The sequence below is a fragment of the Kitasatospora sp. NPDC053057 genome (genome assembly GCF_044546945.1).
GTDB lineage: Bacteria > Actinomycetota > Actinomycetes > Streptomycetales > Streptomycetaceae > Kitasatospora.
In genome coordinates this window covers 72,100-93,798 of sequence record NZ_JBITZP010000015.1, presented here as the reverse complement: position 1 = coordinate 93,798, position 21,699 = coordinate 72,100, and the positions used below count along the sequence as shown (strand labels likewise).

21 protein-coding genes are annotated in these 21,699 nt (G+C 72.9%); 13 read left to right on the top strand and 8 right to left on the bottom strand.

All coding sequences use genetic code 11. The features are described 5' to 3' along the window. The first annotated feature begins 108 nt into the window (after positions 1–108). Positions 109–1,623 carry a cysteine desulfurase/sulfurtransferase TusA family protein gene (locus tag ACIG5E_RS17960; RefSeq protein WP_396534388.1) on the top strand — a complete coding sequence of 505 codons (1,515 nt, stop codon included), beginning with the start codon at positions 109–111 and terminating at the stop codon, positions 1,621–1,623. Positions 1,624–1,645: 22 nt separating this feature from the next. Here the strand turns inward: ACIG5E_RS17960 and ACIG5E_RS17955 are convergent, their stop codons facing one another. Then, positions 1,646–2,623 (bottom strand): carbohydrate kinase family protein, encoded by a 978-nt coding sequence (locus ACIG5E_RS17955; RefSeq protein WP_396534387.1) that lies wholly within the window; start codon positions 2,621–2,623, stop codon positions 1,646–1,648. 281 nt (positions 2,624–2,904) lie between these two features. On the opposite strand from ACIG5E_RS17955, the gene ACIG5E_RS17950 reads away from it, so the two are divergent. Both ACIG5E_RS17950 and ACIG5E_RS17945 read left to right on the top strand, forming a co-directional pair. Further along, complete coding sequence (locus tag ACIG5E_RS17950) at positions 2,905–3,114, top strand: hypothetical protein (protein ID WP_396534386.1); 210 nt, start codon at positions 2,905–2,907, stop codon at positions 3,112–3,114. A 92-nt stretch (positions 3,115–3,206) separates the two neighbouring features. Next, positions 3,207–3,893, top strand: a complete 687-nt coding sequence (locus ACIG5E_RS17945) for a hypothetical protein (RefSeq protein WP_396534385.1) — start codon at positions 3,207–3,209, stop codon at positions 3,891–3,893. 81 nt (positions 3,894–3,974) lie between these two features. Here the strand turns inward: ACIG5E_RS17945 and erpA are convergent, their stop codons facing one another. Then, complete coding sequence (erpA, locus tag ACIG5E_RS17940; RefSeq protein ID WP_030282750.1) at positions 3,975–4,328, bottom strand: iron-sulfur cluster insertion protein ErpA; 354 nt, start codon at positions 4,326–4,328, stop codon at positions 3,975–3,977. Between the two features lie 248 nt (positions 4,329–4,576). On the opposite strand from erpA, the gene ACIG5E_RS17935 reads away from it, so the two are divergent. Next, positions 4,577–5,440 carry a GNAT family N-acetyltransferase gene (locus ACIG5E_RS17935; RefSeq protein WP_396534384.1) on the top strand — a complete coding sequence of 288 codons (864 nt, stop codon included), beginning with the start codon at positions 4,577–4,579 and terminating at the stop codon, positions 5,438–5,440. A gap of 60 nt (positions 5,441–5,500) precedes the next feature. Here ACIG5E_RS17935 and ACIG5E_RS17930 read toward each other — a convergent pair whose 3' ends face one another. The 3 genes from ACIG5E_RS17930 to ACIG5E_RS17920 form a co-directional block, all read right to left on the bottom strand. Next, complete coding sequence (locus ACIG5E_RS17930) at positions 5,501–6,883, bottom strand: pyridoxal phosphate-dependent decarboxylase family protein (protein WP_396534383.1); 1,383 nt, start codon at positions 6,881–6,883, stop codon at positions 5,501–5,503. Positions 6,884–7,067: 184 nt separating this feature from the next. Beyond that, positions 7,068–7,532 carry an Lrp/AsnC family transcriptional regulator gene (locus tag ACIG5E_RS17925; protein ID WP_270147404.1) on the bottom strand — a complete coding sequence of 155 codons (465 nt, stop codon included), beginning with the start codon at positions 7,530–7,532 and terminating at the stop codon, positions 7,068–7,070. A gap of 152 nt (positions 7,533–7,684) precedes the next feature. Next, positions 7,685–8,608, bottom strand: a complete 924-nt coding sequence (locus tag ACIG5E_RS17920) for an NADP-dependent oxidoreductase (RefSeq protein WP_396534382.1) — start codon at positions 8,606–8,608, stop codon at positions 7,685–7,687. Between the two features lie 219 nt (positions 8,609–8,827). On the opposite strand from ACIG5E_RS17920, the gene nadA reads away from it, so the two are divergent. Then, positions 8,828–10,012: a quinolinate synthase NadA gene (gene nadA / locus ACIG5E_RS17915; protein WP_396534381.1), complete on the top strand. Its 1,185-nt coding sequence runs from the start codon at positions 8,828–8,830 to the stop codon at positions 10,010–10,012. A 97-nt stretch (positions 10,013–10,109) separates the two neighbouring features. Here nadA and ACIG5E_RS17910 read toward each other — a convergent pair whose 3' ends face one another. Together ACIG5E_RS17910 and ACIG5E_RS17905 are read right to left on the bottom strand one after the other, a co-directional pair. Further along, positions 10,110–10,409 carry a hypothetical protein gene (locus ACIG5E_RS17910; RefSeq protein ID WP_396534380.1) on the bottom strand — a complete coding sequence of 100 codons (300 nt, stop codon included), beginning with the start codon at positions 10,407–10,409 and terminating at the stop codon, positions 10,110–10,112. 40 nt (positions 10,410–10,449) lie between these two features. Next, a complete protein-coding gene (locus ACIG5E_RS17905) occupies positions 10,450–11,259 on the bottom strand; it encodes a PspA/IM30 family protein (protein ID WP_396534379.1) in 810 nt (269 codons plus the stop codon). 300 nt (positions 11,260–11,559) lie between these two features. On the opposite strand from ACIG5E_RS17905, the gene ACIG5E_RS17900 reads away from it, so the two are divergent. Both ACIG5E_RS17900 and ACIG5E_RS17895 read left to right on the top strand, forming a co-directional pair. Next, entirely contained in the window at positions 11,560–12,159 is a 600-nt protein-coding gene (locus ACIG5E_RS17900) for a DUF3043 domain-containing protein (protein ID WP_396534378.1), read from the top strand. A 179-nt stretch (positions 12,160–12,338) separates the two neighbouring features. Beyond that, positions 12,339–13,079: a class I SAM-dependent methyltransferase gene (locus ACIG5E_RS17895; protein ID WP_396534455.1), complete on the top strand. Its 741-nt coding sequence runs from the start codon at positions 12,339–12,341 to the stop codon at positions 13,077–13,079. Between the two features lie 10 nt (positions 13,080–13,089). Here the strand turns inward: ACIG5E_RS17895 and ACIG5E_RS17890 are convergent, their stop codons facing one another. Continuing rightward, entirely contained in the window at positions 13,090–13,290 is a 201-nt protein-coding gene (locus tag ACIG5E_RS17890; RefSeq protein WP_188304015.1) for a hypothetical protein, read from the bottom strand. 95 nt (positions 13,291–13,385) lie between these two features. On the opposite strand from ACIG5E_RS17890, the gene cobU reads away from it, so the two are divergent. From cobU to sucB, 6 genes are all read left to right on the top strand, one after another. After that, positions 13,386–13,958, top strand: a complete 573-nt coding sequence (gene cobU, locus ACIG5E_RS17885; protein ID WP_396534377.1) for a bifunctional adenosylcobinamide kinase/adenosylcobinamide-phosphate guanylyltransferase — start codon at positions 13,386–13,388, stop codon at positions 13,956–13,958. 152 nt (positions 13,959–14,110) lie between these two features. Next, on the top strand, positions 14,111–15,226 hold the full coding sequence (locus ACIG5E_RS17880) for a nicotinate-nucleotide--dimethylbenzimidazole phosphoribosyltransferase (protein WP_396534376.1): 1,116 nt from the start codon (positions 14,111–14,113) through the stop codon (positions 15,224–15,226). A gap of 160 nt (positions 15,227–15,386) precedes the next feature. Next, complete coding sequence (locus ACIG5E_RS17875; protein WP_396534375.1) at positions 15,387–16,178, top strand: adenosylcobinamide-GDP ribazoletransferase; 792 nt, start codon at positions 15,387–15,389, stop codon at positions 16,176–16,178. Positions 16,179–16,436: 258 nt separating this feature from the next. Then, positions 16,437–17,942 carry a leucyl aminopeptidase gene (locus ACIG5E_RS17870; protein ID WP_396534374.1) on the top strand — a complete coding sequence of 502 codons (1,506 nt, stop codon included), beginning with the start codon at positions 16,437–16,439 and terminating at the stop codon, positions 17,940–17,942. Between the two features lie 418 nt (positions 17,943–18,360). Beyond that, a complete protein-coding gene (gene lpdA, locus ACIG5E_RS17865) occupies positions 18,361–19,749 on the top strand; it encodes a dihydrolipoyl dehydrogenase (RefSeq protein WP_224284763.1) in 1,389 nt (462 codons plus the stop codon). A 66-nt stretch (positions 19,750–19,815) separates the two neighbouring features. Beyond that, on the top strand, positions 19,816–21,573 hold the full coding sequence (sucB, locus tag ACIG5E_RS17860) for a 2-oxoglutarate dehydrogenase, E2 component, dihydrolipoamide succinyltransferase (RefSeq protein ID WP_396534373.1): 1,758 nt from the start codon (positions 19,816–19,818) through the stop codon (positions 21,571–21,573). The last annotated feature ends 126 nt before the right edge of the window (positions 21,574–21,699 follow it).

Genomic DNA, 21,699 nt, shown 5'->3' with positions numbered 1-21,699 from the left:
ACCGGACGAAGCGGACATTCGGGGTGATCGACTGACGGCCGGTGAGCAATCCGGCCGGACCGGCACGCTCCTGGGTGTGTCATCGAAATTGTGCCGTTAAATGTGACCGTGTATTTCGACGTGGCCTCGACGGCCCCTCTGCACCCCGTCGCGCGGCAGGCCCTGACCGCCGCCCTGGACGAGGGCTGGGCCGATCCGGCCCGGCTGTACCGCTCCGGCCGGCAGGCCCGGATGCTGCTGGACGCCGCCCGCGAGACGGTCGCCGCCGTCCTGGGCGCGCGGCCCGACGAGATCTCCTTCACCGCCAGCGGGACGCAGGCCGTCCAACTCGGCCTGCTGGGCGCCCTCACCGGCAACCGGCGGCGCGGCGGGCACCTGGTGCACTCCGCGGTGGAGCACTCCAGCGTGCTGCACGTCGCCGAACGCCACGAGGCGGGTGGCGGCGAAGTCTCGGTCGCCCCGGTCGACCGCGCCGGACGGGTCGACCCGGCGGCCTTCGGCGCCCTGCTGCGCACCGACACCGCGCTGGCCGCCCTGCAGAGCGCCAACCACGAGGTGGGGACCGTCCAGCCGGTCGGCGAGGTCGCCGCGCTCTGCGCCGAGGCCGGGGTGCCGCTGCTGGTGGACGCCGCCCAGAGCGTCGGGCGGGTGGACGTCCCGGCGGGCTGGTCGCTGCTGACCGCGAGCGCGCACAAGTGGGGCGGGCCGCCCGGGGTCGGCGTCCTCGCCGTGCGCAAGGGCGTCCGGTACGCCTCCCCGCTGCCGGCCGACGAGCGCGAGGGCGGGCGGGTGCCCGGCTACGTCAACGTCCCGGCGATCGTGGCCGCGGCCGCCTCGCTGCGCGCCGTACGGGCCGAGGCCGAGCGGGAGAACGCCCGGCTGCACGCGCTGGTGGAGCGGATCCGCAGCCGGGTCCCGCAGTTGGTGCCCGAGGTGGAGGTGGTCGGCGACCCGGTGCGGCGGCTGCCGCACATCGTCACCTTCTCCTGTCTGTACGTGGACGGCGAGGTGCTGCTGACCGAGCTGGACCGGGCGGGCTTCGCGGTCTCCTCCGGCTCCTCCTGCACCTCCTCCACCCTGACGCCCAGCCATGTGCTGGCCGCCATGGGGGTGCTCACCGAGGGCAACGTCCGGGTCTCGCTGCCGTACGGGACGGCCGAGGCGGACGTGGAGCGCTTCCTCGCCGTGCTCCCGGGGCTGGTGGCCGGCGTCCGAGCGCCGCTCGGGCTGGACCTTCCCGCGCCCGCGCCGGTCGTGGAGAGCCCGCCCCGAGCCGAAGGGCACGCCAGTGCCGGAAGCGAGGAGCGTCGAGCGACCGACGAAGGAGGCAGTGCCGGAGCGGGGAGCGTCGGCGCCGGGTCCGAGCGCCCGGGGGCGAGCGGGCGGGTCACGGTGATCGATGCGCTGGGCAAGCGGTGCCCGCTGCCGGTGATCGAGCTGGCGAAGCGGATCGGCGAGGTGCCGGTGGGCGGCACGGTCGCCGTGCTGTCGGACGACGAGGCGGCCCGGCTGGACGTGCCGGCCTGGTGCGAAATGCGCGGGCAGGAGTACGCGGGCGAGGCCCCGGCCGCCGACTACGGCGGCGACCGGGGCTCGGCCTACCTCGTGCTGCGCCGCACCTGACCGGAGCGGACGGCGCGGAGGACTACTTGACCAGGTGCGCGCGGATCTCCGCGGTGGCCTCGGCGCCGTAGGCGGCCTCGAAGCGCTTCAGGAAGGCGGTCGGGCGCAGCTCGTACTCCTGGGTGCCGACGGTCTCGATCACCAGGGTGGCGAGCATGCAGCCGAGCTGGGCGGCGCGCTCCAGGTCGAGCTCCCAGGACAGACCGGCCAGGAAGCCGGCCCGGAAGGCGTCGCCGACGCCGGTCGGGTCGACCTTGGCGTCCTCGACCGGGCAGCCGACCAGGATCGGGGCCTCGCCCTTGCGCTCGATCCGGACGCCCTTGCTGCCCAGGGTGGTGATCCGGGTGCCGACGCGGGTGAGCAGCTCCTCGGCGTCCCAGCCGGTCTTGGTCTCGATCAGCGCGGCCTCGTACTCGTTGGTGAACAGGTACGCGGCGCCGTCCACCAGCTCGCGGATGTCGTCGCCGTCCAGGCGGGCCAGCTGCTGGGAGGGGTCGGCGGCGAAGGCGAAGCCGCGGGTGCGGCACTCCTGGGTGTGGCGGACCATGCCCTGCGGGTCGTCGGCGCCGACCAGGACGAGGTCGAGGCCGCCGACGCGGTCGGCGATCGGCTTGAGCTCGATGCTGCGGGCCTCGGCCATGGCACCGGTGTAGAACGAGGCGATCTGGTTGTGGTCCTCGTCCGTGGTGCACATGAAGCGGGCGGTGTGCCGGGTCTCGGAGATGTGGACGGACTCGCAGTCCACGTTGTTGCGCTCCAGCCAGCTGCGGTACTCGGCGAAGTCCGCGCCGGCGGCACCGACCAGGATCGGCCGGAGCCCGAGCACGCCCATGCCGAAGGAGATGTTCGGCGCGACCCCGCCGCGGCGGATGTCCAGGGCGTCGACCAGGAACGACAGCGACACGGTGTGCAGCTGCTCGGCGACGAGCTGGTCGGCGAACCGACCGGGGAACGTCATCAGGTGGTCGGTGGCGATCGAGCCGGCGACGGCGATACGCACAGGGGTCTCCTCAGGATGGCAACGGGGCCAGCGGGCACGGATGAACCCACCCACGGTACCCGTCCGGGACGGCCCGCCAGCAAGAGTCCCGCAGCAAGCTGCCGCCGCCGTCCTCACGGCCATGGTGGCACCGCGGACCCTCGACCGTGTACTACCTCCGGGTAGCACTGGTGGGCCCCCGGAGCCGGGCCTAGGGTCGGCCTCAGGAGTCCCGCCGGACCAGGCGGGCCCGTCGGCGACCGTGGCGGTGCGGCCACGGCTCTGGATCGGAGCGATGCCCGATGATTTCCAAGCACTCCCCGCTGACCGCCCGCCGGGCCGAGGCGGACGGCGAGACCCTCGACGCTCTGGTCAGCTCCTCCCGACGGCTGCGCCGGTTCTGGCCCCAGGTGGCGGCCGGACCGGAGCCGGCCGCCCCCGCGTCCGTCGGCGTCCGGGTGCCGTCCGGGGCGCAGCGACTGGTCGCCGGGATGGCCGAGTACGGCATGTGAGGGGCGGGGGAACCGGATCCGACCGGGGCACGTCACATCCGCGCGGAGCGGCCGAGGAGGCGGCGCCGCTGAGCCCTCGGGAGGATGTGCAGATGGATCTGGAGACGATGCCCCACCGCGGTCGGCGGGCGGTTGCCCTGGCGGTCGCCGCGCTGGCGGCGATGATGACCCTGGCCGGCTGCAACGGGGACGGCAAGAACTCCGGGGACTCGGCGGCGAGCACCGCGACGGGCTCCGCGAGCGCCTCGGCCTCGGCCTCGGCGAGCGCCTCCCCGCAGGCCCCGACGGCCTCCGGTTCCCCGTCCGCGGGGGCCGCGACGGCGAGCCCGTCCGGTCAGCCGCCGACCCCGGCCGAGCCCGCCCCCGGGCGGCCCTCCACGGCGGCCACTCCCCCGGCCAACGGGATCGCCCCCGGTGAGCCGAACCCGGCCGGCACCGGCAAGCCGTTCCCGGAGGCGCGCCCGTCGATCAGCTACCGGGTGGACGGCAGCAACAAGCTGACCGTCTACTTCTTCGGCGGGGTCTGCACCAAGTACGCGCTGAAGGCGGACGAGTCGAAGTCGGGCGAGGTGGACGTGCTGGTCGTGCCGGGCCCGCCGGCCGTCCAGCCGGGGCAGGTCTGCACGGCGATGGCCAAGCGGCAGTCCGTGTCCGCCGATCTGCGCTCGCCGCTGACCGGGCGGACGGTGGTGGACCGGTCGAGCGGCCAGGAGGTGCCGCTGGAGGGCGACGCGCACGCGGGCCTGGACCCGGTGACCCCGGACGGCGCGGCGCGCTAGTACCACCGGTGGAACGCGAAAGGCGGCCCCGGGGAGTCCCCGGGGCCGCCTCACCGCTGCTCGCTCAGTGAGCCTTCGGGCTTAGCTGAAGGAGTCGCCGCAGGCGCAGGAGCCGGTGGCGTTCGGGTTGTCGATCGTGAAGCCCTGCTTCTCGATGGTGTCGACGAAGTCGACGGTGGCGCCGCCCAGGTACGGGGCGCTCATGCGGTCGGTGACGACCTTGACGCCGCCGAAGTCCTTCACCACGTCGCCGTCGAGCGAGCGCTCGTCGAAGAACAGCTGGTAACGCAGGCCGGAGCAGCCACCGGGCTGGACGGCGACGCGCAGCGCGAGGTCCTCGCGGCCTTCCTGCTCCAGCAGGGCCTTGACCTTGGCCGCGGCGGCATCGGTGAGGAGGATGCCACTCTCGACGGTGGTCTCGTCCTGGACGGTCATCTGCTTTCTCCCGGTCTTTGACGACGATCTGCCGCCAGTGCCAACCAACGGCCTCCCGGTTTCATTTCCCGGACGGCGATGGATTTCTGCGGCCTGTTCGACGGCGGATCTTCCGTGGGCCGGGTGTGCCACCCGTGTCCCCATACGCTCCCCATGCTCGCACAACCGTGGAGGACGGGTCACCGCGCACGTCATGGATCCGGGTGAACGGGCCCCACGGCCGTGCCCCGGACGCCAGGATGGTCGGCATGATCCTTCGCCAGGTCAGGGACACCGCAGCGGACGCGGAGGTCGTCTCGGAGCTGTCCCTCGCCGCGTTCGCCGCACCGTCCGAGGAGCCCGCGCGGCCGCCGGCGCCGACGCCGCTGCAACTGGCCGGGACCAGGCACCTGGCGCGCACCGATCCCGGCGGCTGCTGGCTGGCGGAGAGCGGCGGGCAGGCGGTCGGGGTGGTGCTGTCGATGCGCCGCGAGGGCCTGTGGATGCCCTCGCTGTTCGCGGTCCGGCCGTCCGCACAGGGCCAGGGGGTCGGACGGCTGCTGTTCGAGCGGGCGCTGGCCCACGCCCGGGGCTGCCTGCGCGGGATGGTCTGCGCCACCGGCTCCCCGGCGGCGGCCCGCCGCTACCGGCTGGCCGGGTTCACCCTGCATCCGGCGATGCGGCTGACCGGGCGGGTGGACCGGGAGGGGCTGATCGACCCGGGCGACATACCGGTGCACCCCGGCAACACCCGCCACCTGCACCTGCTGGACTCGGTGGACCGCCGGCTGCGCGGCTCGGCGCACGGGCCGGACCACGAGCTGATGCTCGGGCACTTCGAGGAGCTGCTGGTCGCCGACGCCCTGGCCGGCAGCGGCTACTGCTACCGGGACGGCGGCGTGGTGCGGCTGCTGGCGGCGACCAGCAAGCGGATCGGGGCCCGGCTGCTGCGCGAGGCGCTGGCGCGGGTGCCGGACGGGGCCGAGGCGCGGGTGGAGTACCTGACCGCCGAGCAGGAGTGGGCGCTGGACGTCGGCCTGGAGGTCGGCCTGACACCGGAGACCAGCGGCTTCGTCGGGGTCCGCGGGATGCGGCCGCCGACTCCCTACCTGCCGAGCGGGGTGTTCCTGTAGGCACGCGTACGACCCCCGACCGGAAGACCGGTGGGGGCCGTACGGACGGCGGGGCCTCGATCAGGCCATGGTGTCCAGGATCTCCCTGACCATCTCCATGGTCGTGCCCGGGTGCAGGAAGGCGAAGCGGGCGACCGTCTCGCCGTCCCAGCCGGTCGGGGTGACGAAGCCGATCTGGTCCGCGAGCAGCTGCTGCGACCAGCGGTAGTAGTCGTCGTTGGTCCAGCCCGTGCGCTTGAAGCAGACGGCGGAGAGCTGCGGGTCGAACAGCAGCTCCAGGTGCTCGGTGTCGCGGATCAGCTGGGCGGTGTCCCGGGCCAGCTGGAGGCCGGTCTCGATGGCGTCGGTGTAGGCCTGGACGCCGTGGACGGCCAGCGAGAACCAGAGCGGCAGGCCGCGGGCGCGCCGGGTCAGGTGGTAGGCGTAGTCGGTGGGGTTCCACTCGTCGCCCTCGGTGTGCAGGACGTCCAGGTAGGAGGCGTCCTGGGTGTGCACGGCGCGGGCGAGCTGCGGGTTGCGGTAGATCAGCGCGGCGCAGTCGAAGGGGGCGAACAGCCACTTGTGCGGGTCGACCACGAAGGAGTCGGCGTGCTCGATGCCGTTGTAGCGCTCGCGCACCGACGGGGCGAACAGGCCCGCGCCGCCGTAGGCGCCGTCCACGTGGAACCACAGGTCGCGCTCGCGGGCGACCTCGGCCAGGCCGGCCAGGTCGTCGACGATGCCCTCGTTGGTGGTGCCGGCGGTGCCGACGACGGCGATCACCGTCTCCGGGTGGGGGTCGGCGGCCAGGGCGGCGCGCAGCGCCTCGCCGGTGAACCGGCGGTTCACGGTCGGGACCTTGAAGGCCTCGACGCCGATGATGTTGAAGGTGTTCTTGACCGAGGAGTGCACCTGGTCGGCGACGGCTATCCGCAGCCGCGCCTCCGGCCCACTGTGACGACCGTCATTGGCGAGCTTGCGGCGGGCGGTGTCGCGGGCGACCACCAGGGCGGAGAGGTTGCCCGCCGAGCCGCCGGAGACGAAGCAGCCGCCGGCCGAGGCGGGCAGCCCGGCCCGGTCGGCGATCAGGCGCAGCACCTGGTTCTCGGCGGCGATGGCGCCGGCCGCCTCCAGCCAGGAGATGCCCTGGAGCGAGGCACAGGAGACGACCATGTCGAACAGCAGCGCGGCCTTGGTCGGGGCGCACGGGATGAAGGACAGGTAGCGGGGGCTGTCGGCGGAGATGACCGCGCGGGACAGCTCGTGGTCGTACAGCTTGAGCACGTCGGCCGGGTTGTTGCCGTCCTGGTTGAGCAGGCCGGCCAGCTGGGCGCGCAGGTGCTCGCCGTCACCGGGGTGGTCGAGCGGAACGGGGTCGTACTGCAGCCGCTCCCGCATGTAGTCGAAAACCAGGTCGACCAGTTCGTTGTCGGGCCGGTGCATGCGGTCGGGTGCTGCGGACACGGCTGTCCCTCTCGGCTGTGGGTGTCGGGGGGATCCGGTCCGCGGGACGCCTCACCGCACTGACCGGACGTGATCAGCGTAGGCAGCGGCGGTGCTTCGTCGCGCGTCGGAACGCGGCTGGTCAGGCAGGTTTCGAGCGTCTTCGGACGGGTCCGCGCAGGATTCCTGCGTACCCCTCCGCGGGTCAGCCGATCAGCTGGGAGAGGACCACCGAGGAGCGGCTGCGCTGGACGCCGGGCTCGCGCCGGATGCGCTCGATGACGGCCTCCAGATGGCGCATGTCGGCGGCCCGCAGGTGGACCAGGGCGTCCGGGTCGCCGGTGACCGTCCAGGCGGCGACCACCTCGGGGAACTGGCGCAGGCTGGCGAGGATCTCCTCGGGGGCGGTGCGCTCGCGGCAGTAGACCTCCACGAAGGCCTCGGTTTGCCAGCCGAGCACGGCCGGGTCGAGCACCACCGTGAAGCCCCGCACCACGCCGCGCGCCCGGAGCCGGTCGATCCGGCGGCGCACGGCGGTGGCGGAGAGGTTCACCTGGAGACCGATCTCGGCGTAGGAGGCGCGGCCGTCGCTGCCGAGGCGGGCGAGGAGCTGCCGGTCGGTCTCGTCCAGGTCGGCCCCGATCACCTCGTGCGCTCGGCTGCTGGTCATCGGTGCGGGGCTCCACGGGTCGTGCGGGGGGCGGGGCGTCCCGGCGGCGGCCGGTGCTGCCAGTGCCACTGCCGCTGCCGAAACGATTCGCCACCCATTCTGGCGGATGAGCTGAACGAGTTCATCGCCGACGGATGACGGGAAGACGGCGCTCAGTCCACCAGGAGGACGATCTTCCCCCTCGTGCGGCCCTCGGCGCTGAGGGCCTGGGCGGAGGCCGCCTGGGCCAGCGGGAAGGTGGAGGCGACGGTGACGGTGAGCCGGCCGTCGTCGGCGAGGGCGGCGAGTTCCGCCAGGCCCGCCGCGTCCGGGCGGACCCAGACGTAGTGGCCGCCGAGGGCCTTGACCCCGAAGTCGGTGATCGAGGCGATCCGGCCAGGGTCGGCCACCAGGCCCGCGGAGACCTGCACGGCGCCGCGGCCGACCAGGTCCAGGGCCGCGTCCACGCCGTCCGGGGCGAGCGCCCGCACCCGCTCGGCCAGGCCCTCGCCGTACGTCACCGGCTCGGCGCCGAGGCCGCGCAGGTAGTCGTGGTTTCGCTCGCCCGCCGTGCCGATCACCCGGGCGCCGCGGGCCCGGGCGATCTGGACGGCCAGGTGGCCGACCCCGCCGGCCGCGGCGTGCACCAGCACCGTCTCCCCCGCCTCCAGCCGCAGGGCGTTCAGGCTCTGCAGCGCGGTGAGCCCGGCCAGCGGCAGGCCGCCGGACTGCGCCCAGTCCAGCGCGGCGGGCCGGCGGGCCAGGGTGCGGACCGGGGCGGAGACCAGTTCGGCGTAGGTGCCGTGCTCGACGGCGTCCTTGCGGACGTAGCCGTACACCTCGTCGCCGGGGGCGAACTCCGTCACCCCGCCGCCGACCGCGCGGACCACGCCCGCCACGTCCCAGCCCATGACCAGGGGGAAGTGCACGTCCAGCAGGCCGTCCAGGGCGCCGTCCCGGATCTTCCAGTCCACCGGGTTCACCCCGGCCGCCCGGACCTGTACCAGCACGGAGTCGGGCCCGACCTTGGGGTCGGGCAGGTCGGTGTACTCGACCGCCTCGGGGCCGCCGTAGCGGTTGATCGCGATTGCTTTCATGGCTCAGCCATACCCGGGGGCTTCGAAATATCGATTCGGCCTCGGCCGACCCCCCCGAATTGGCTATCCGGCTCCGCCGAGGGTCCGATCCGGCGAGCGGTTCTCGTCACATCGACAGGATGGCCATCGTCACTGTGACGCTAAGCGGTTAGAATAGATAGCGTCAGATAGACGAAAAGGCCCCACCGCTAGCTCGGCCGCACAGAAGGGCACCCGCCCGTGACCACCACCATCACCGAGACCTACGGCGTCGACCCCGGTCCGACGCCGCTCGCTCTGCTGCTGCTCGGCCGGGAGGCCGACCCGAACAGCGAGCGCGGCGTCGAGTGCCCGGGTGACCTCCCCCCGGCCTCCGACCCCGACCTGGTCGAGCGCGCCCGGGCGGCCAAGGCCGCACTCGGCGACCGGGTCTTCATCCTCGGCCACCACTACCAGCGCGACGAGGTCATCGAGTTCGCCGACGTCACCGGCGACTCCTTCAAGCTCGCCCGCGACGCCGCGGCCCGCCCCGAGGCCGAGTACATCGTCTTCTGCGGTGTGCACTTCATGGCCGAGTCCGCGGACATCCTCACCGGCGAGCGGCAGCAGGTCGTGCTGCCCGACCTCGCGGCCGGCTGTTCGATGGCCGACATGGCCACCGCCGAGCAGGTCGCCGAGTGCTGGGACGTGCTGGCCGACGCCGGCATAGCCGACGTGACCGTCCCGGTCTCGTACATGAACTCCTCCGCCGACATCAAGGCCTTCACCGGCAAGCACGGCGGCACCATCTGCACCTCCTCCAACGCCCAGCGCGCCCTGGAGTGGGCCTTCGAGCAGGGCCAGAAGGTGCTCTTCCTGCCCGACCAGCACCTCGGCCGCAACACCGCGGTGCGGGACATGGGCCTCTCACTGGACGACTGCGTCCTCTACAACCCGCACAAGCCGAACGGCGGCCTGACCGCCGAGCAGCTGCGGGACGCCAAGATGATCCTCTGGCGCGGCCACTGCTCGGTGCACGGCCGGTTCAGCCTGGACTCGGTGAACGACGTCCGCGAGCGGATCCCCGGCGTGACCGTCCTGGTGCACCCCGAGTGCAAGCACGAGGTCGTCACGGCCGCCGACATGGTGGGCTCGACCGAGTACATCATCAAGGCCCTCGACGCGGCCGAGCCCGGCTCCAAGTGGGCCATCGGCACCGAGCTGAACCTGGTCCGACGGCTGGCCAAGGCGCACCCGGACAAGGAGATCGTCTTCCTCGACCGCACGGTCTGCTTCTGCTCGACCATGAACCGGATCGACCTGCCGCACCTGGTCTGGGCGCTGGAGTCGCTGGTCGAGGGCCGGGTGCCGAACGTGATCACCGTCGACCCGGAGACCGAGAAGTACGCCAAGGCCGCGCTGGACCGGATGCTGGCCCTGCCGTAGTCCGGCCGCCCGCGCCCCGCGCACAACCGCGCACACGAAGGGCGGGTCCCCTCCCACCGGAGGGGACCCGCCCTTTCGTCTGGCAGCGGCCGCGAGGCTAGTCGTACTCGGGGAACCCCGGGATCACGCCCTCGCCCTCGGAGAGCAGCAGGGCGCGGACCTCGTCGAGGGTCGCCTCGGCACTCGGCAGGATCAGCTCGGACGGCTCCAGCGAGTCGTCCGGCAGCAGGGTGCCGTACTGCTTCACGGCGTCCAGCAGCTTCCCGTAGGCCTGGCGGAAGTTCTCCTCGTCGCCCGACTCCACCGCGGTGAGCAGCTCGTCGTCGAGCTGGTTGAGCAGGTTCAGGTGGTCCTCGCCCACCTCGTACTGCCCCTCACCCATGACCCTCATGATCATGCCGTGCGTCTCCCTGGTCCTCGTGGGGGTCGAGTTCGGATCACTTGTTGTAGTTGATGCGCGGGGTGTCCTGCGGCTGCGAGTCCTGCGGCTGCTGGGCCGGCTTGCCCTGCTCGATCGCGGCCGGACCGGCGGCGGGGCCACCGGACAGCTCGGCCTTCATCCGGGCGAGCTCCAGCTCGACGTCGGAACCTCCGGCCACCCGCTCCAGCTCGGCCTCGATGTCGTCCTTGCGGCCGAGACCGCTGGCGTCGTCGAGCGCGCCGGAGGCCAGCAGCTCGTCGATCGCGCCGGCCCGGGCCTGCATCTGCGCCGTCTTGTCCTCGGCACGCTGGATGGCCAGGCCGACGTCGCCCATCTCCTCCGAGATGCCGGAGAAGGACTCGGCGATGCGGGTCTGGGCCTGCGCCGCGGTGTAGGTGGCCTTGATGGTCTCCTTCTTGGTGCGGAAGGCGTCCACCTTGGCCTGGAGGCGCTGGGAGGCGAGGGTGAGCTTCTCCTCCTCGGCCTGCAGGGCCTGGTACTGCGTCTCCAGGTCGTTGATCTGGGACTGCATGTTGGCCTTGCGGGTCAGCGCCTCGCGCGCGAGGTCCTCGCGGCCGAGGGACAGCGCCTTGCGGCCCTGGTCCTCGTACTTCGCGGACTGCTGCTGGAGCTGGGTCAGCTGGAGTTCCAGGCGCTTGCGCGAGGTCGCGACGTCCGCGACGCCACGCCGTACCTTCTGCAGCAGTTCGAGCTGCTTCTGGTAGGAGTAGTCGAGCGTCTCACGGGGATCCTCCGCCCGATCCAAGGCCTTGTTCGCCTTGGAGCGGAAGATCAGCCCCATACGCTTCATGATTCCGTCGCTCATGGGCCTCGGGTGCCCCCTTCTCCGGCCTGCGGTCTTAATCTCGTTACCAGACACGACGAGTGTATGTGCAGCGAGCCCGTCGCCGCAGTGCACCTGCCTGCAACAAGACTGCTACAGCGACCAGCGGCAGTTCCTCATCCCCCGGGTGGATCCGCCTCTCATCCTCCCCATAGTCCATCCGACTGATCCCCTACGGGAAGAGGCCGGGAACCCCGGTTCGGAACGCGGCCGGACGGATCGATATGCGTTTGGGTCCGAGGGGACCCGTGGTCGCGGCGGCGCACCCCGTACGCTGGGGGTGTGTTCCGACGCCGTTCAGATGATGCCGCTGCCTCCGCCACCGTGCTGGAGAAGCAGGACGAGACGCCCCAGGCCCGCCACCCGCAGGCCAAGAAGGGCCGCCCCACCCCCAAGCGCAGCGAGGCCGAGGCCAGCCGGCGTACCCGGGTCACGGTGCCCAAGGACCGCAAGGAGGCCTCCCGACAGGCCCGCGACCGGATGCGGACCGAGCGCGAGAAGCAGCGCCAGGCGCTGATCGACGGCGACGAGCGCCACCTGCCGGCCCGCGACAAGGGCCCGGTGCGCAAGTTCGCGCGCGACTACGTGGACTCCCGCTGGTCGCTCGCCGAGTTCTTCCTGCCGTCCGCCGTGGTCATCCTGGTGCTGAGCATCATCAAGGTGCCCACCCTGCAGCTGCTGTCCACGCTGCTGTTCCTGCTGTTCTTCGTCCTGGTGATCCTGGACTTCGTGCGCCTCGGCCTCGGCCTGCGCAAGCAGCTGGGCGAGCGCTTCGCCGGGCAGAACACCCGCGGTGTGGTCGCCTACGGCATCATGCGCACCCTGCAGATGCGCCGGCTGCGCCTGCCCAAGCCGCAGGTGCGGCGCGGAGAGAAGCCCTGACCGCCGAACCGGTGGACTCCGGCTGGGCCCCGCCGTCCTGGGAGGGGCCCGGCCTCTACGCACTCCCCGGGCAGGGGGGCATGCTCCCCGGACAGGGCGACGGCGGCCACGACCGGCTCGGCCAGGAGCGCCGGCTGCCCTCCCGCAGCGGCTCCTTCGCCGGCGGCACCGGCGCCTGGCTGGACCGGCTCGGCGGACTGCGCAACTTCGTCCGGCAGGAGCTCGTCTCCCGGCAGCTCGCCGAACAGCTGGCCGGCCGCACCGCGCAGCGCGTCCTCGACATCGGCTGCGGGCAGGGCACCCAGGCCCTGCGGCTGGCCCGGGCCGGCCACTACGTCACCGGGATCGACTCCGACCCGGTCGCGCTCGGCGTCGCCCAGGGGGCACTCGCCGAGGAGCCGCCCGAGGTGCGCGGCCGGATGCAGCTGCTCAGCGGCGACGGCCACCAGTGCGGGCGCTGGTTCGGCCCGCGCAGCTTCGACGTGGTGCTCTGCCACGGCGTCCTGATGTACCTGCCCGACCCGGACCCGATGATCGCCTCGCTGGCCCGGCTGCTGGCACCCGGCGGGCTGCTGTCGCTGCTGGTCCGCAACCGCGACGCGCTCGCGCTGCGGCCCGCCGCCGCCGGGGACTGGCGGGCCGCCCTGCACGCCTTCGAGAGCGACCGGTACTACAACCGGCTCGGGCTGGCCGCCCGCGCCGACCGGCTCGCCGACCTGTCCGTCACCCTCTCCGAGGTGTCGGTGCCGCTGCGGCACTGGTACGGCGTCCGGGTCTTCACCGACAACGCGCCCGACGACGCCACCCCGCCGGTGGACGGGCGGCAGCTGGCCCAGCTGCTGGAGGCCGAGGACCGGGCCTGCCGCACTGACCCGTACCGGCAGGTCGCGGCGCTGCTGCACGTGATCGGGGCGAAGTGAACCTGCGGGCTCAGCCCTCGTGCAGGCTCATCCCGTAGACCTTGGTGCCGTCCTCCAGCAGGACGGCGGTGTCCACACCCTCCTCGGCGAGCTGCTTCCAGCTCTCCCCGATCCAGGTCTCGGCGTCGCCCTGGCCGGCGAACTCCTCCTGGCCGAGGCTCGACGTCACCGCACTGCCGTCCGCCTTCTCGTACCGCCACGTCCAGACCATGCCCGGCTCCTCCCACACTGACGCTGCCTTGTGTGCTGCGCACCATAGCTTGCCCGGCCCGATCTTCCGTATGCCTGTCCGGCAGGATGGTCGCCATGGCGACCCACCCCCCGCTCCCCCGCACGCTGCTGCTCGGCGGCGCGCGCTCCGGCAAGTCCACCCGCGCCGAGCAGCTGCTCGCCGACCGCCCGGACGTCCTCTACGTGGCCACCGGCGGCACCCGGGACGGCGATGCCGAGTGGGCCCAGCGGATCGCGCTGCACCGGGACCGGCGGCCGGCGAGCTGGCGCACCGTCGAGACCTGCGAGCTGGAGTCCGTCCTCGCCGACACCGGCGACCCGGCGCCGGTGCTGATCGACTGTCTGGCGCTGTGGCTGACCGCCGTGATGGACGAGTGCGGCGCCTGGGACGACGAGGCCTGGGCGGACGGGGCCGAGGCGGCGGTGCAGCGCCGCTGCCAGGCACTGGCCGCGGCCTGGGCCGCCACCTCGCGGACGGTCGTCGCGGTGAGCAACGAGGTCGGCATGGGCGTCGTCCCGGCGACCGCCGCCGGCCGCCGGTTCCGAGACACTCTCGGACGGCTGAACATGGCAGTGGCGGACGCCTCGGACCAGGTGCTGCTGGTCGTGGCCGGACAAGTCCTGACCATCAAATCGGTTGGCGTGTAGCCTTCCCGACGGTGACTCCTCCGCCTCGATAAGTGAGGCGGCTTCTCACTCGACCGCTTGCGCAGTCTCATGACGGCCAAGCCCTGACCGCTGCCTGGGGCAGACCTCGAATGTACCTCGCGCATCCTGCGCTGTGAGCGAGAAACGGATATATGGACAAGACCGTGGATCTCGACGCGTTCTCCTCGCTCGTCGAGCGCCCCGACGACAGCGCCCGGCGCGCCGCCGAGGAGCGCTGGCAGGAGGCCGGGCGGCCGCGCGGCGGCCTCGGCAAGCTGGAGGAGCTGGGCAGCTGGCTGTCGTCCGTACAGGGGCGCTCCCCCGTGCGGCCGGTCTCCGCGCCCAAGGTGCTGCTGTTCGCCGCCGACCACGGCGTGGCCGCGCTCGGGGTCTCCCGGCCGGCCTCCCAGGGCGGCACCGCGGCCCGGGTGCGGGCGGTGCTCGACGGCAGCGCGCCGGTGGCCCGGCTGGCCGCCCGTTACGGCGCGGACCTGCGGGTGGTCGACGTCGCGGTGGACACCGACCCCGCGGACTTCCCGGCCGAGGTGGTCGCCCACCGGATCCGGCGCGGCTCCGGCCGGATCGACATCGAGGACGCGCTCACCCCGGAGGAGACCGTACGGGCCTTCCGGGCCGGCATGGCCGTGGCCGACGAGGAGGCCGACTCCGGCACCGACCTGGTCCTGCTCGGCGACCTCGGGGTCGGCTCCACCACGGTGGCCGCCGTCCTGGTCGGCGCGCTGTGCGGGACGGACGCGGCCGCGGTCTGCGGACGTGGCTCGGGCATCGACGACCGGGTGTGGATGGTCAAGTGCGCCACCATCCGGGACTCGCTGCGGCGGGCCCGGCCGGTGCTCGGCGACCAGCTGGCGCTGCTCGGCGCCACCGGCGGGGCGGACTTCGCCGCCATCACCGGGTTCCTGCTGCAGGCCGCCGTGCGACGGCTGCCGGTGGTGCTGGACGGCGTCGTCTCCTCGGCCTGCGCGCTGGTCGCGCAGCGGATCGCCTTCCGGGCGCCGGAGTGGTGGCGGGCCGGGCAGTCCAGCGGCGAGCCGGCCCAGGCGAAGGCGTACGACCGGCTGACCCTGACGCCGCTGCAGGACCAGGGCATCACCATGGGCGAGGGCGTCGGCGCGGTGCTCGCGCTGCCGCTGCTCCAGGCGGCGGGCGACGCGCTCGCCGACGAGGCGCCGCGGCCGTTCGTGCCGTCGGCGCCGAAGGAGCAGCCGAAGCTGCCCTCGGCGGCTGATCTGCTGCGGAGGCTGTAGCGGTCGGGAGGCCGGACGGTCCGGCGACTGAGCTTTGGTGGTCGGACTTCGGGCCCGTGGCCTTCCGCCCCACGCGGTTCCCCGTGCCCCTTTCGGGGTGCGGGGATTCTGCTTGTTCGGGTGTCCGGGGGTGTCCGGTCGTGGTGAAGGAGTGGGAGTGATGGCCGACGGCGGCGAGCGGGTGACGTGGGCGGAGGGGCTGCGGTTCGGGTTCGGGACGCTGTCGGTGCTGCGGGTGCGGGTGGAGCGGTGGGACCGGGCGGCGGGGGGCCGGGCGATGACGGCGGCTCCGGTGGTCGGGGCCGTCCTGGGCGGGATCGCGGCCGGGGCGGGGGCGCTGGTGGCCTGGCGGGCGGGCGGGCTGCTCGGAGCGGTGGCGGTGGTCGGGGTGCTGGCCGCGCTGACCAGGGGGCTGCACCTGGACGGCCTGGCGGACGTCGCCGACGGGCTGGGCAGCGGCAAGCCCGCCGAGGACGCGCTGCGGATCATGAAGCAGTCCGACATCGGACCGTTCGGTGTCCTGACCCTGGTCCTGGTGCTGCTGGCGCAGGTCGCCGCGCTGGCCGGGCAATTCGGGCACTCGGTGCCGCGCGGCGCGCTCGCGGTGCTCGCCTCGGCGGTGGCCGCCCGGTGCGCGCTCGCCTGGGGCTGTCTGCGGTCGGTGCCGGCCGCCCGCCCGGGCGGGCTCGGGGCGATGGTCGCGGGCACCGTGCCGCCGGCCGGGGCCGCCGCCGGGACGGCCCTCGCGGCGCTCGCCCTGGCCGGGTGCGGATCGTTCGACGGATGGTCAGCCCTGCGCCTCCCGCTGGCCGTTGTGTTCGGCACGGGTTGTGCTCGGCTGCTGCTCGGGCGGTGTGTCCGCCGGTTCGGCGGGATCACCGGGGACGTGCTCGGTGCGATGGCGGAGACCGCCGCGACCGGGACGCTGTTCGCCTTGGCGTTGCTCGGCTGACACCGGGCGGCGCGCGATCCCACCATGCGGACTACCATGCGTGAAGCACCGCAGCCCTGCACCGTGGCAGGTCTTGCCCGCCCGGCGCGCACCGAGGAGCCGGGGCCTCTGGTGTGCGCGGCCGCTGTCGGCGGCCGCGCACACCAGGGGGCCCGGAACCGCAGGGCCCGCCGGCGGACGGCCTGCGACGGCGGGCTGCGCCGGTGCGGCAGTCACGCCGCGACCGGCCGTGGACCGCGAAAGAACAGGACGCATTACGTGACTGCATTGTCTGTGAGCACCTCCTCCGCCGCATCGCTGCGCGCGGACGCCCTGGTGGTCGGTGTCGCTAAGGGCCCCAAGGGCATTGTGCTGGCCCCCGGCGCCGAGGCCGTGAACGAGGCGTTCGAGGGCAAGCTGGCCGAGGTCCTCGGCACCCTGGGCGCGACCGGCGCCGAGGGCGAGACCGTCAAGGTGGCCTCCCCCGCCGGCCTGAAGGCCGCGCTCGTGCTCGCGGTCGGCCTCGGCGAGGCGGCCGAGGACGGTTACGCGCTGGAGACGCTGCGCCGCGCCGCCGGTGTCGCCGCCCGCACCCTGGCCGGCGTCAAGAAGGCCGCGCTGGCCCTGCCGGCCGAGTCCGCGGAGGAGGTCGAGGCGGTCGCGCTGGGCGCGCTGCTCGGCTCGTACGCCTTCGGCGCCTACAAGGGCAACGGCAACGGCAAGGAGCCGGTCGGCGAGCTGGTCGTGCTGACCGTCCGCAAGGGCAGCAAGGACGCCAAGGCCGCCGTGGAGCGGGCCACCGCGATCGGCGAGGAGATGAACCGCGCCCGCGACCTGGTCAACACCGCCCCGAACGACCTGAACCCGAAGAGCTTCGCCGCGATCGCCCAGGCGGCCGGCAAGGAGCACGGCCTCAAGGTCGAGGTGCTGGACGAGAAGGCGCTGACCAAGGGCGGCTTCGGCGGCCTGCTGGGCGTCGGCAACGGCTCGGCCAACCCGCCGCGGCTGGTGAAGGTCGCCTACACCCACCCGAAGGCGAAGGCCTCGCTGGCCTTCGTCGGCAAGGGCATCACCTACGACTCGGGCGGCATCTCGCTGAAGCCGGCCGGCCACAACGAGACCATGAAGTGCGACATGGCCGGCGCCGCCGCCGTGTTCGCCGCCGTGGTGGCCGCCAAGCGCCTGGGCCTGGCCGTCAACGTGACCGCCTGGCTGGCGCTGGCCGAGAACATGCCGTCCGGCTCCGCCACCCGCCCGGGTGACGTGCTGCGCATGTACGGCGGCAAGACCGTCGAGGTGCTGAACACGGACGCCGAGGGCCGCCTGGTGCTGGCCGACGCGATCGTGAAGGCCGGCGAGGACAACCCGGACGTCATCGTCGACGTGGCGACCCTGACCGGTGCCATGGTGCTGGCCCTGGGCACCCGCACCTTCGGTGTGATGGCCAACAACGACGAGCTGCGCGAGAACCTGCACACCCTCGCGGGCGAGGTCGGCGAGCAGTCCTGGCCGATGCCGCTGCCGGCCGAGCTCAAGAAGGGCATGACCGACTCGACCATCGCCGACCTGGCCAACATGGGCGAGCGGATGGGCGGCGGCCTGGTGGCCGGCCTCTTCCTGCAGGAGTTCGTGGCCGAGGGCATCGACTGGGCGCACCTGGACATCGCCGGCCCGGCGTTCCACGAGAGCGCGCCGTTCGGCTACACCCCGAAGGGCGGCACCGCGAGCGCGGTGCGCACCCTGGTCCGCTTCGCCGAGCAGACCGCGGCCAACGGCAAGGCCTGATCCAGGCCCCGGTCCTTGCGGACCTGAGCCTCCGCGGGGGCCCGGCGCACACGCGCCGGGCCCCCGTCGGCGTTCCCGCGTGGGTTACCTGCGAGTAGGCGGGGACCGCCCACCGCACCTCTGTTCGCCACGGGCGAAACTTTGTTCCGCACTGCGGAAGAGGCCGCCGCGAACCGTGCGGAAGACGCCCGTCCGGCGGCTGCCAACAAGGCCTTGAGCTGCGATGATGCCCTTCCGTCGGGGGTGTTCCCGCCCCGGTGACCACTCCGTGGGACACCCCTGGGGTGGACCCGGACATCAGCCACCGCGAACAAGTGCGAAGATGTATTTCCGGCACGACTGGGCGCCTCACAAAGGCTTCCGACCCACCGGACCGCGACCGGCCCGGCGACCCACCCCATTGCATGGAGGACGTGACGTGGCGAACGACGCCAGCACCGTTTTCGACGTAGTCATTCTCGGAGGCGGAAGCGGCGGTTACGCCGCGGCGCTCCGCGCCGCTCAGCTGGGTCTGAGCGTCGCCCTGGTCGAGAAGGGTGAGCTGGGCGGCACCTGCCTGCACCGCGGCTGCATCCCGACCAAGGCTCTGCTGCACGCCGCCGAGATCGCGGACGAGACGAAGGAGGCCGCCGAGTTCGGCGTTCTGGCCACCTTCCAGGGCATCGACATCAACGGCGTCCACAAGTACAAGGACGACGTCATCGCCGGCCTGTACAAGGGCCTGCAGGGCCTGGTGGCGTCCCGCAAGGTCACCTTCATCCAGGGCGAGGGCAAGCTTTCCTCGCAGACCTCGGTGGACGTGAACGGCCAGCGCATCGAAGGCCGCCACATCGTTCTGGCCACCGGTTCGGTGCCGCGCTCGATCCCGGGCCTGGAGATCGACGGCAACCGCGTGATCTCCTCGGACCACGCCCTGAAGCTCGACCGGATCCCGAAGTCGGCCGTCATCCTGGGCGGCGGCGTCATCGGCGTCGAGTTCGCCTCGGTCTGGAAGTCCTTCGGCGTCGAGGTCACCATCGTCGAGGCGCTGCCGCACCTCGTCCCGCTGGAGGACGAGAACTCCTCCAAGCTGCTGGAGCGCGCCTTCCGCAAGCGCGGCATCAAGTTCGAGCTGAAGGCCCGCTTCTCGGGCGTCGAGTACACCGAGACCGGTGTCCGCGTCTCCACCGAGAACGGCAAGCAGATCGACGCCGACCTGCTGCTCGTCGCCATCGGCCGCGGCCCGGTCTCGGCCGGCCTCGGCTACGAGGAGAACGGCGTCGCGATGGACCGCGGCTACGTCCTGGTCGACGAGTACATGCGCACCAACGTGCCCACCATCTCCGCCGTCGGCGACCTCGCCCCGACCCTGCAGCTCGCCCACGTCGGCTTCGCCGAGGGCATCCTGGTCGCCGAGCGCCTGGCCGGCCTCAAGCCGATGCCGATCGACTACGACGGCGTCCCGCGCGTGACCTACTCCAACCCGGAGGTCGCCTCCGTCGGCATCTCCGAGGCCAAGGCCGTCGAGCTGTACGGCAAGGAGAAGGTCGTCACCCTGAAGTACAACCTGGCCGGCAACGGCAAGAGCAAGATCCTGAAGACCGCCGGCGAGATCAAGCTCGTCCAGGTCAAGGACGGCGCCGTGGTCGGCGTCCACATGGTCGGCGCCCGCATGGGCGAGCAGGTCGGCGAAGCCCAGCTGATCTACAACTGGGAGGCCCTGCCGGCCGAGGTCGCGCAGCTCATCCACGCCCACCCGACCCAGTCCGAGGCCCTGGGCGAGGCGCACCTGGCGCTGGCCGGCAAGCCGCTGCACGCGCACGACTGATCGCGCCCACCACCCCCCGTTTCCAGTACTTCCCGTACGCAAGACTTGATAGGAGTCGCTGAAACCATGGCGGTCTCAGTAACACTGCCCGCGCTGGGCGAGAGCGTTTCCGAGGGCACCGTCACCCGTTGGCTGAAGGCCGAGGGTGAGCGTGTCGAGGTCGACGAGCCGCTGCTCGAGGTCTCCACCGACAAGGTCGACACCGAGATCCCGGCCCCGGCTTCCGGCATCCTCTCCTCGATCAAGGTCGCCGAGGACGAGACCGTCGAGGTCGGCGCCGAGCTGGCGATCATCGACGATGGCTCGGGTGCCCCGGCCGCTGCCGCTGCCCCGGCTGCCGAGGCCGCCGCCCCGGCCGCCGCTCCGGCTCCGGCCGCCGAGGCCCCGGCTGCTCCGGCTGCCGCCCCGGCCGCCCCGGCTGCCGCCCCGGCCGCTCCGGCCGGCGACGCCACCCCGGTGCTGCTGCCCGCCCTGGGCGAGTCGGTCACCGAGGGCACCGTCACCCGCTGGCTGAAGGCCGAGGGTGAGACGGTCGAGGTCGACGAGCCGCTGCTCGAAGTCTCCACCGACAAGGTCGACACCGAGATCCCGTCGCCGGTCGCCGGCGTCGTCGTCAAGATCCTGGTCGGCGAGGACGAGACCGCCGAGGTCGGCGCCCAGCTCGCGCTGATCGGTGCCCCGGGTGCCGCCGCTGCCGCTCCGGCTCCGGCTGCTGCTCCCGCCCCGGCCGCTGCCCCGGCTCCGGTTGCCGCTCCGGCTCCGGCCGCCCCGGCTGCTCCGGCCCCGGCTCCGGTTGCCGCTGCTCCGGCTCCGGCCGCCGCCCCGGCCGCTCCGGCCCCGGTTGCCGCCCCCGCTCCGGTTGCCGCTCCGGCCCCCGTCGCCGCCCCGGCCGCCCCGGCTGCCCAGGTGGCCGACAGCGGTGACGCCTACGTCACCCCGCTGGTGCGCAAGCTCGCCGCCGAGCACGGTGTCGAGCTGTCCTCCGTCGCCGGCACCGGCGTCGGCGGTCGCATCCGCAAGCAGGACGTCATCGCCGCCGCGGAGGCCGCCAAGGCCGCTCCGGCTCCGGCCGCCGCGCCGAAGGCCGCCGCCGCGCCGTCCGCCCTGCGTGGCCAGACGGTCAAGATGACCCGCATGCGCAAGGTCATCGGCGACAACATGATGAAGGCCCTGCACGAGCAGGCGCAGCTGACCAGCGTGGTCGAGGTGGACGTCACCAAGATCATGTCGCTGCGCGCCAAGGCCAAGGACGGCTTCCTCGCCCGCGAGGGCGTCAAGCTCTCCCCGATGCCGTTCTTCGTCAAGGCCGCCGCCCAGGCGCTGAAGGTCCACGCGGTCGTCAACGCGCGGATCAACGAGGCCGAGGGCACCATCACCTACTTCGACTCCGAGAACATCGGCATCGCGGTGGACTCCGAGAAGGGTCTGATGACCCCGGTCATCAAGGGTGCGGGCGACCTCAACATCGCCGGTATCTCGAAGAAGACCGCCGAGCTGGCCGCCAAGGTCCGCGACAGCAAGATCACCCCGGACGAGCTGTCCGGCGCCACCTTCACCATCAGCAACACCGGCTCGCGCGGTGCGCTGTTCGACACCGTGATCGTGCCGCCGAACCAGGCCGCCATCCTGGGCATCGGTGCCACCGTCAAGCGCCCGGTGGTCATCGAGGCCGACGGCGGCACCGCCATCGGCATCCGTGACATGACCTACCTGTCGCTCTCCTACGACCACCGCCTGGTGGACGGCGCCGACGCCGCCCGCTACCTGGTCGCGGTCAAGGAGATCCTGGAGGCCGGCGAGTTCGAGGTCGAGCTCGGCCTGTAAGGCATCCCGGCCCGTAAGGCACGGGGCAGAACGGCTGACCACAGCCGTACGGAACCCCGCGTCGTCCTCGGACGGCGCGGGGTTCCGCCGTCCCGGCGTGCGCTTTCCGCCGGGTCATGGCATGCG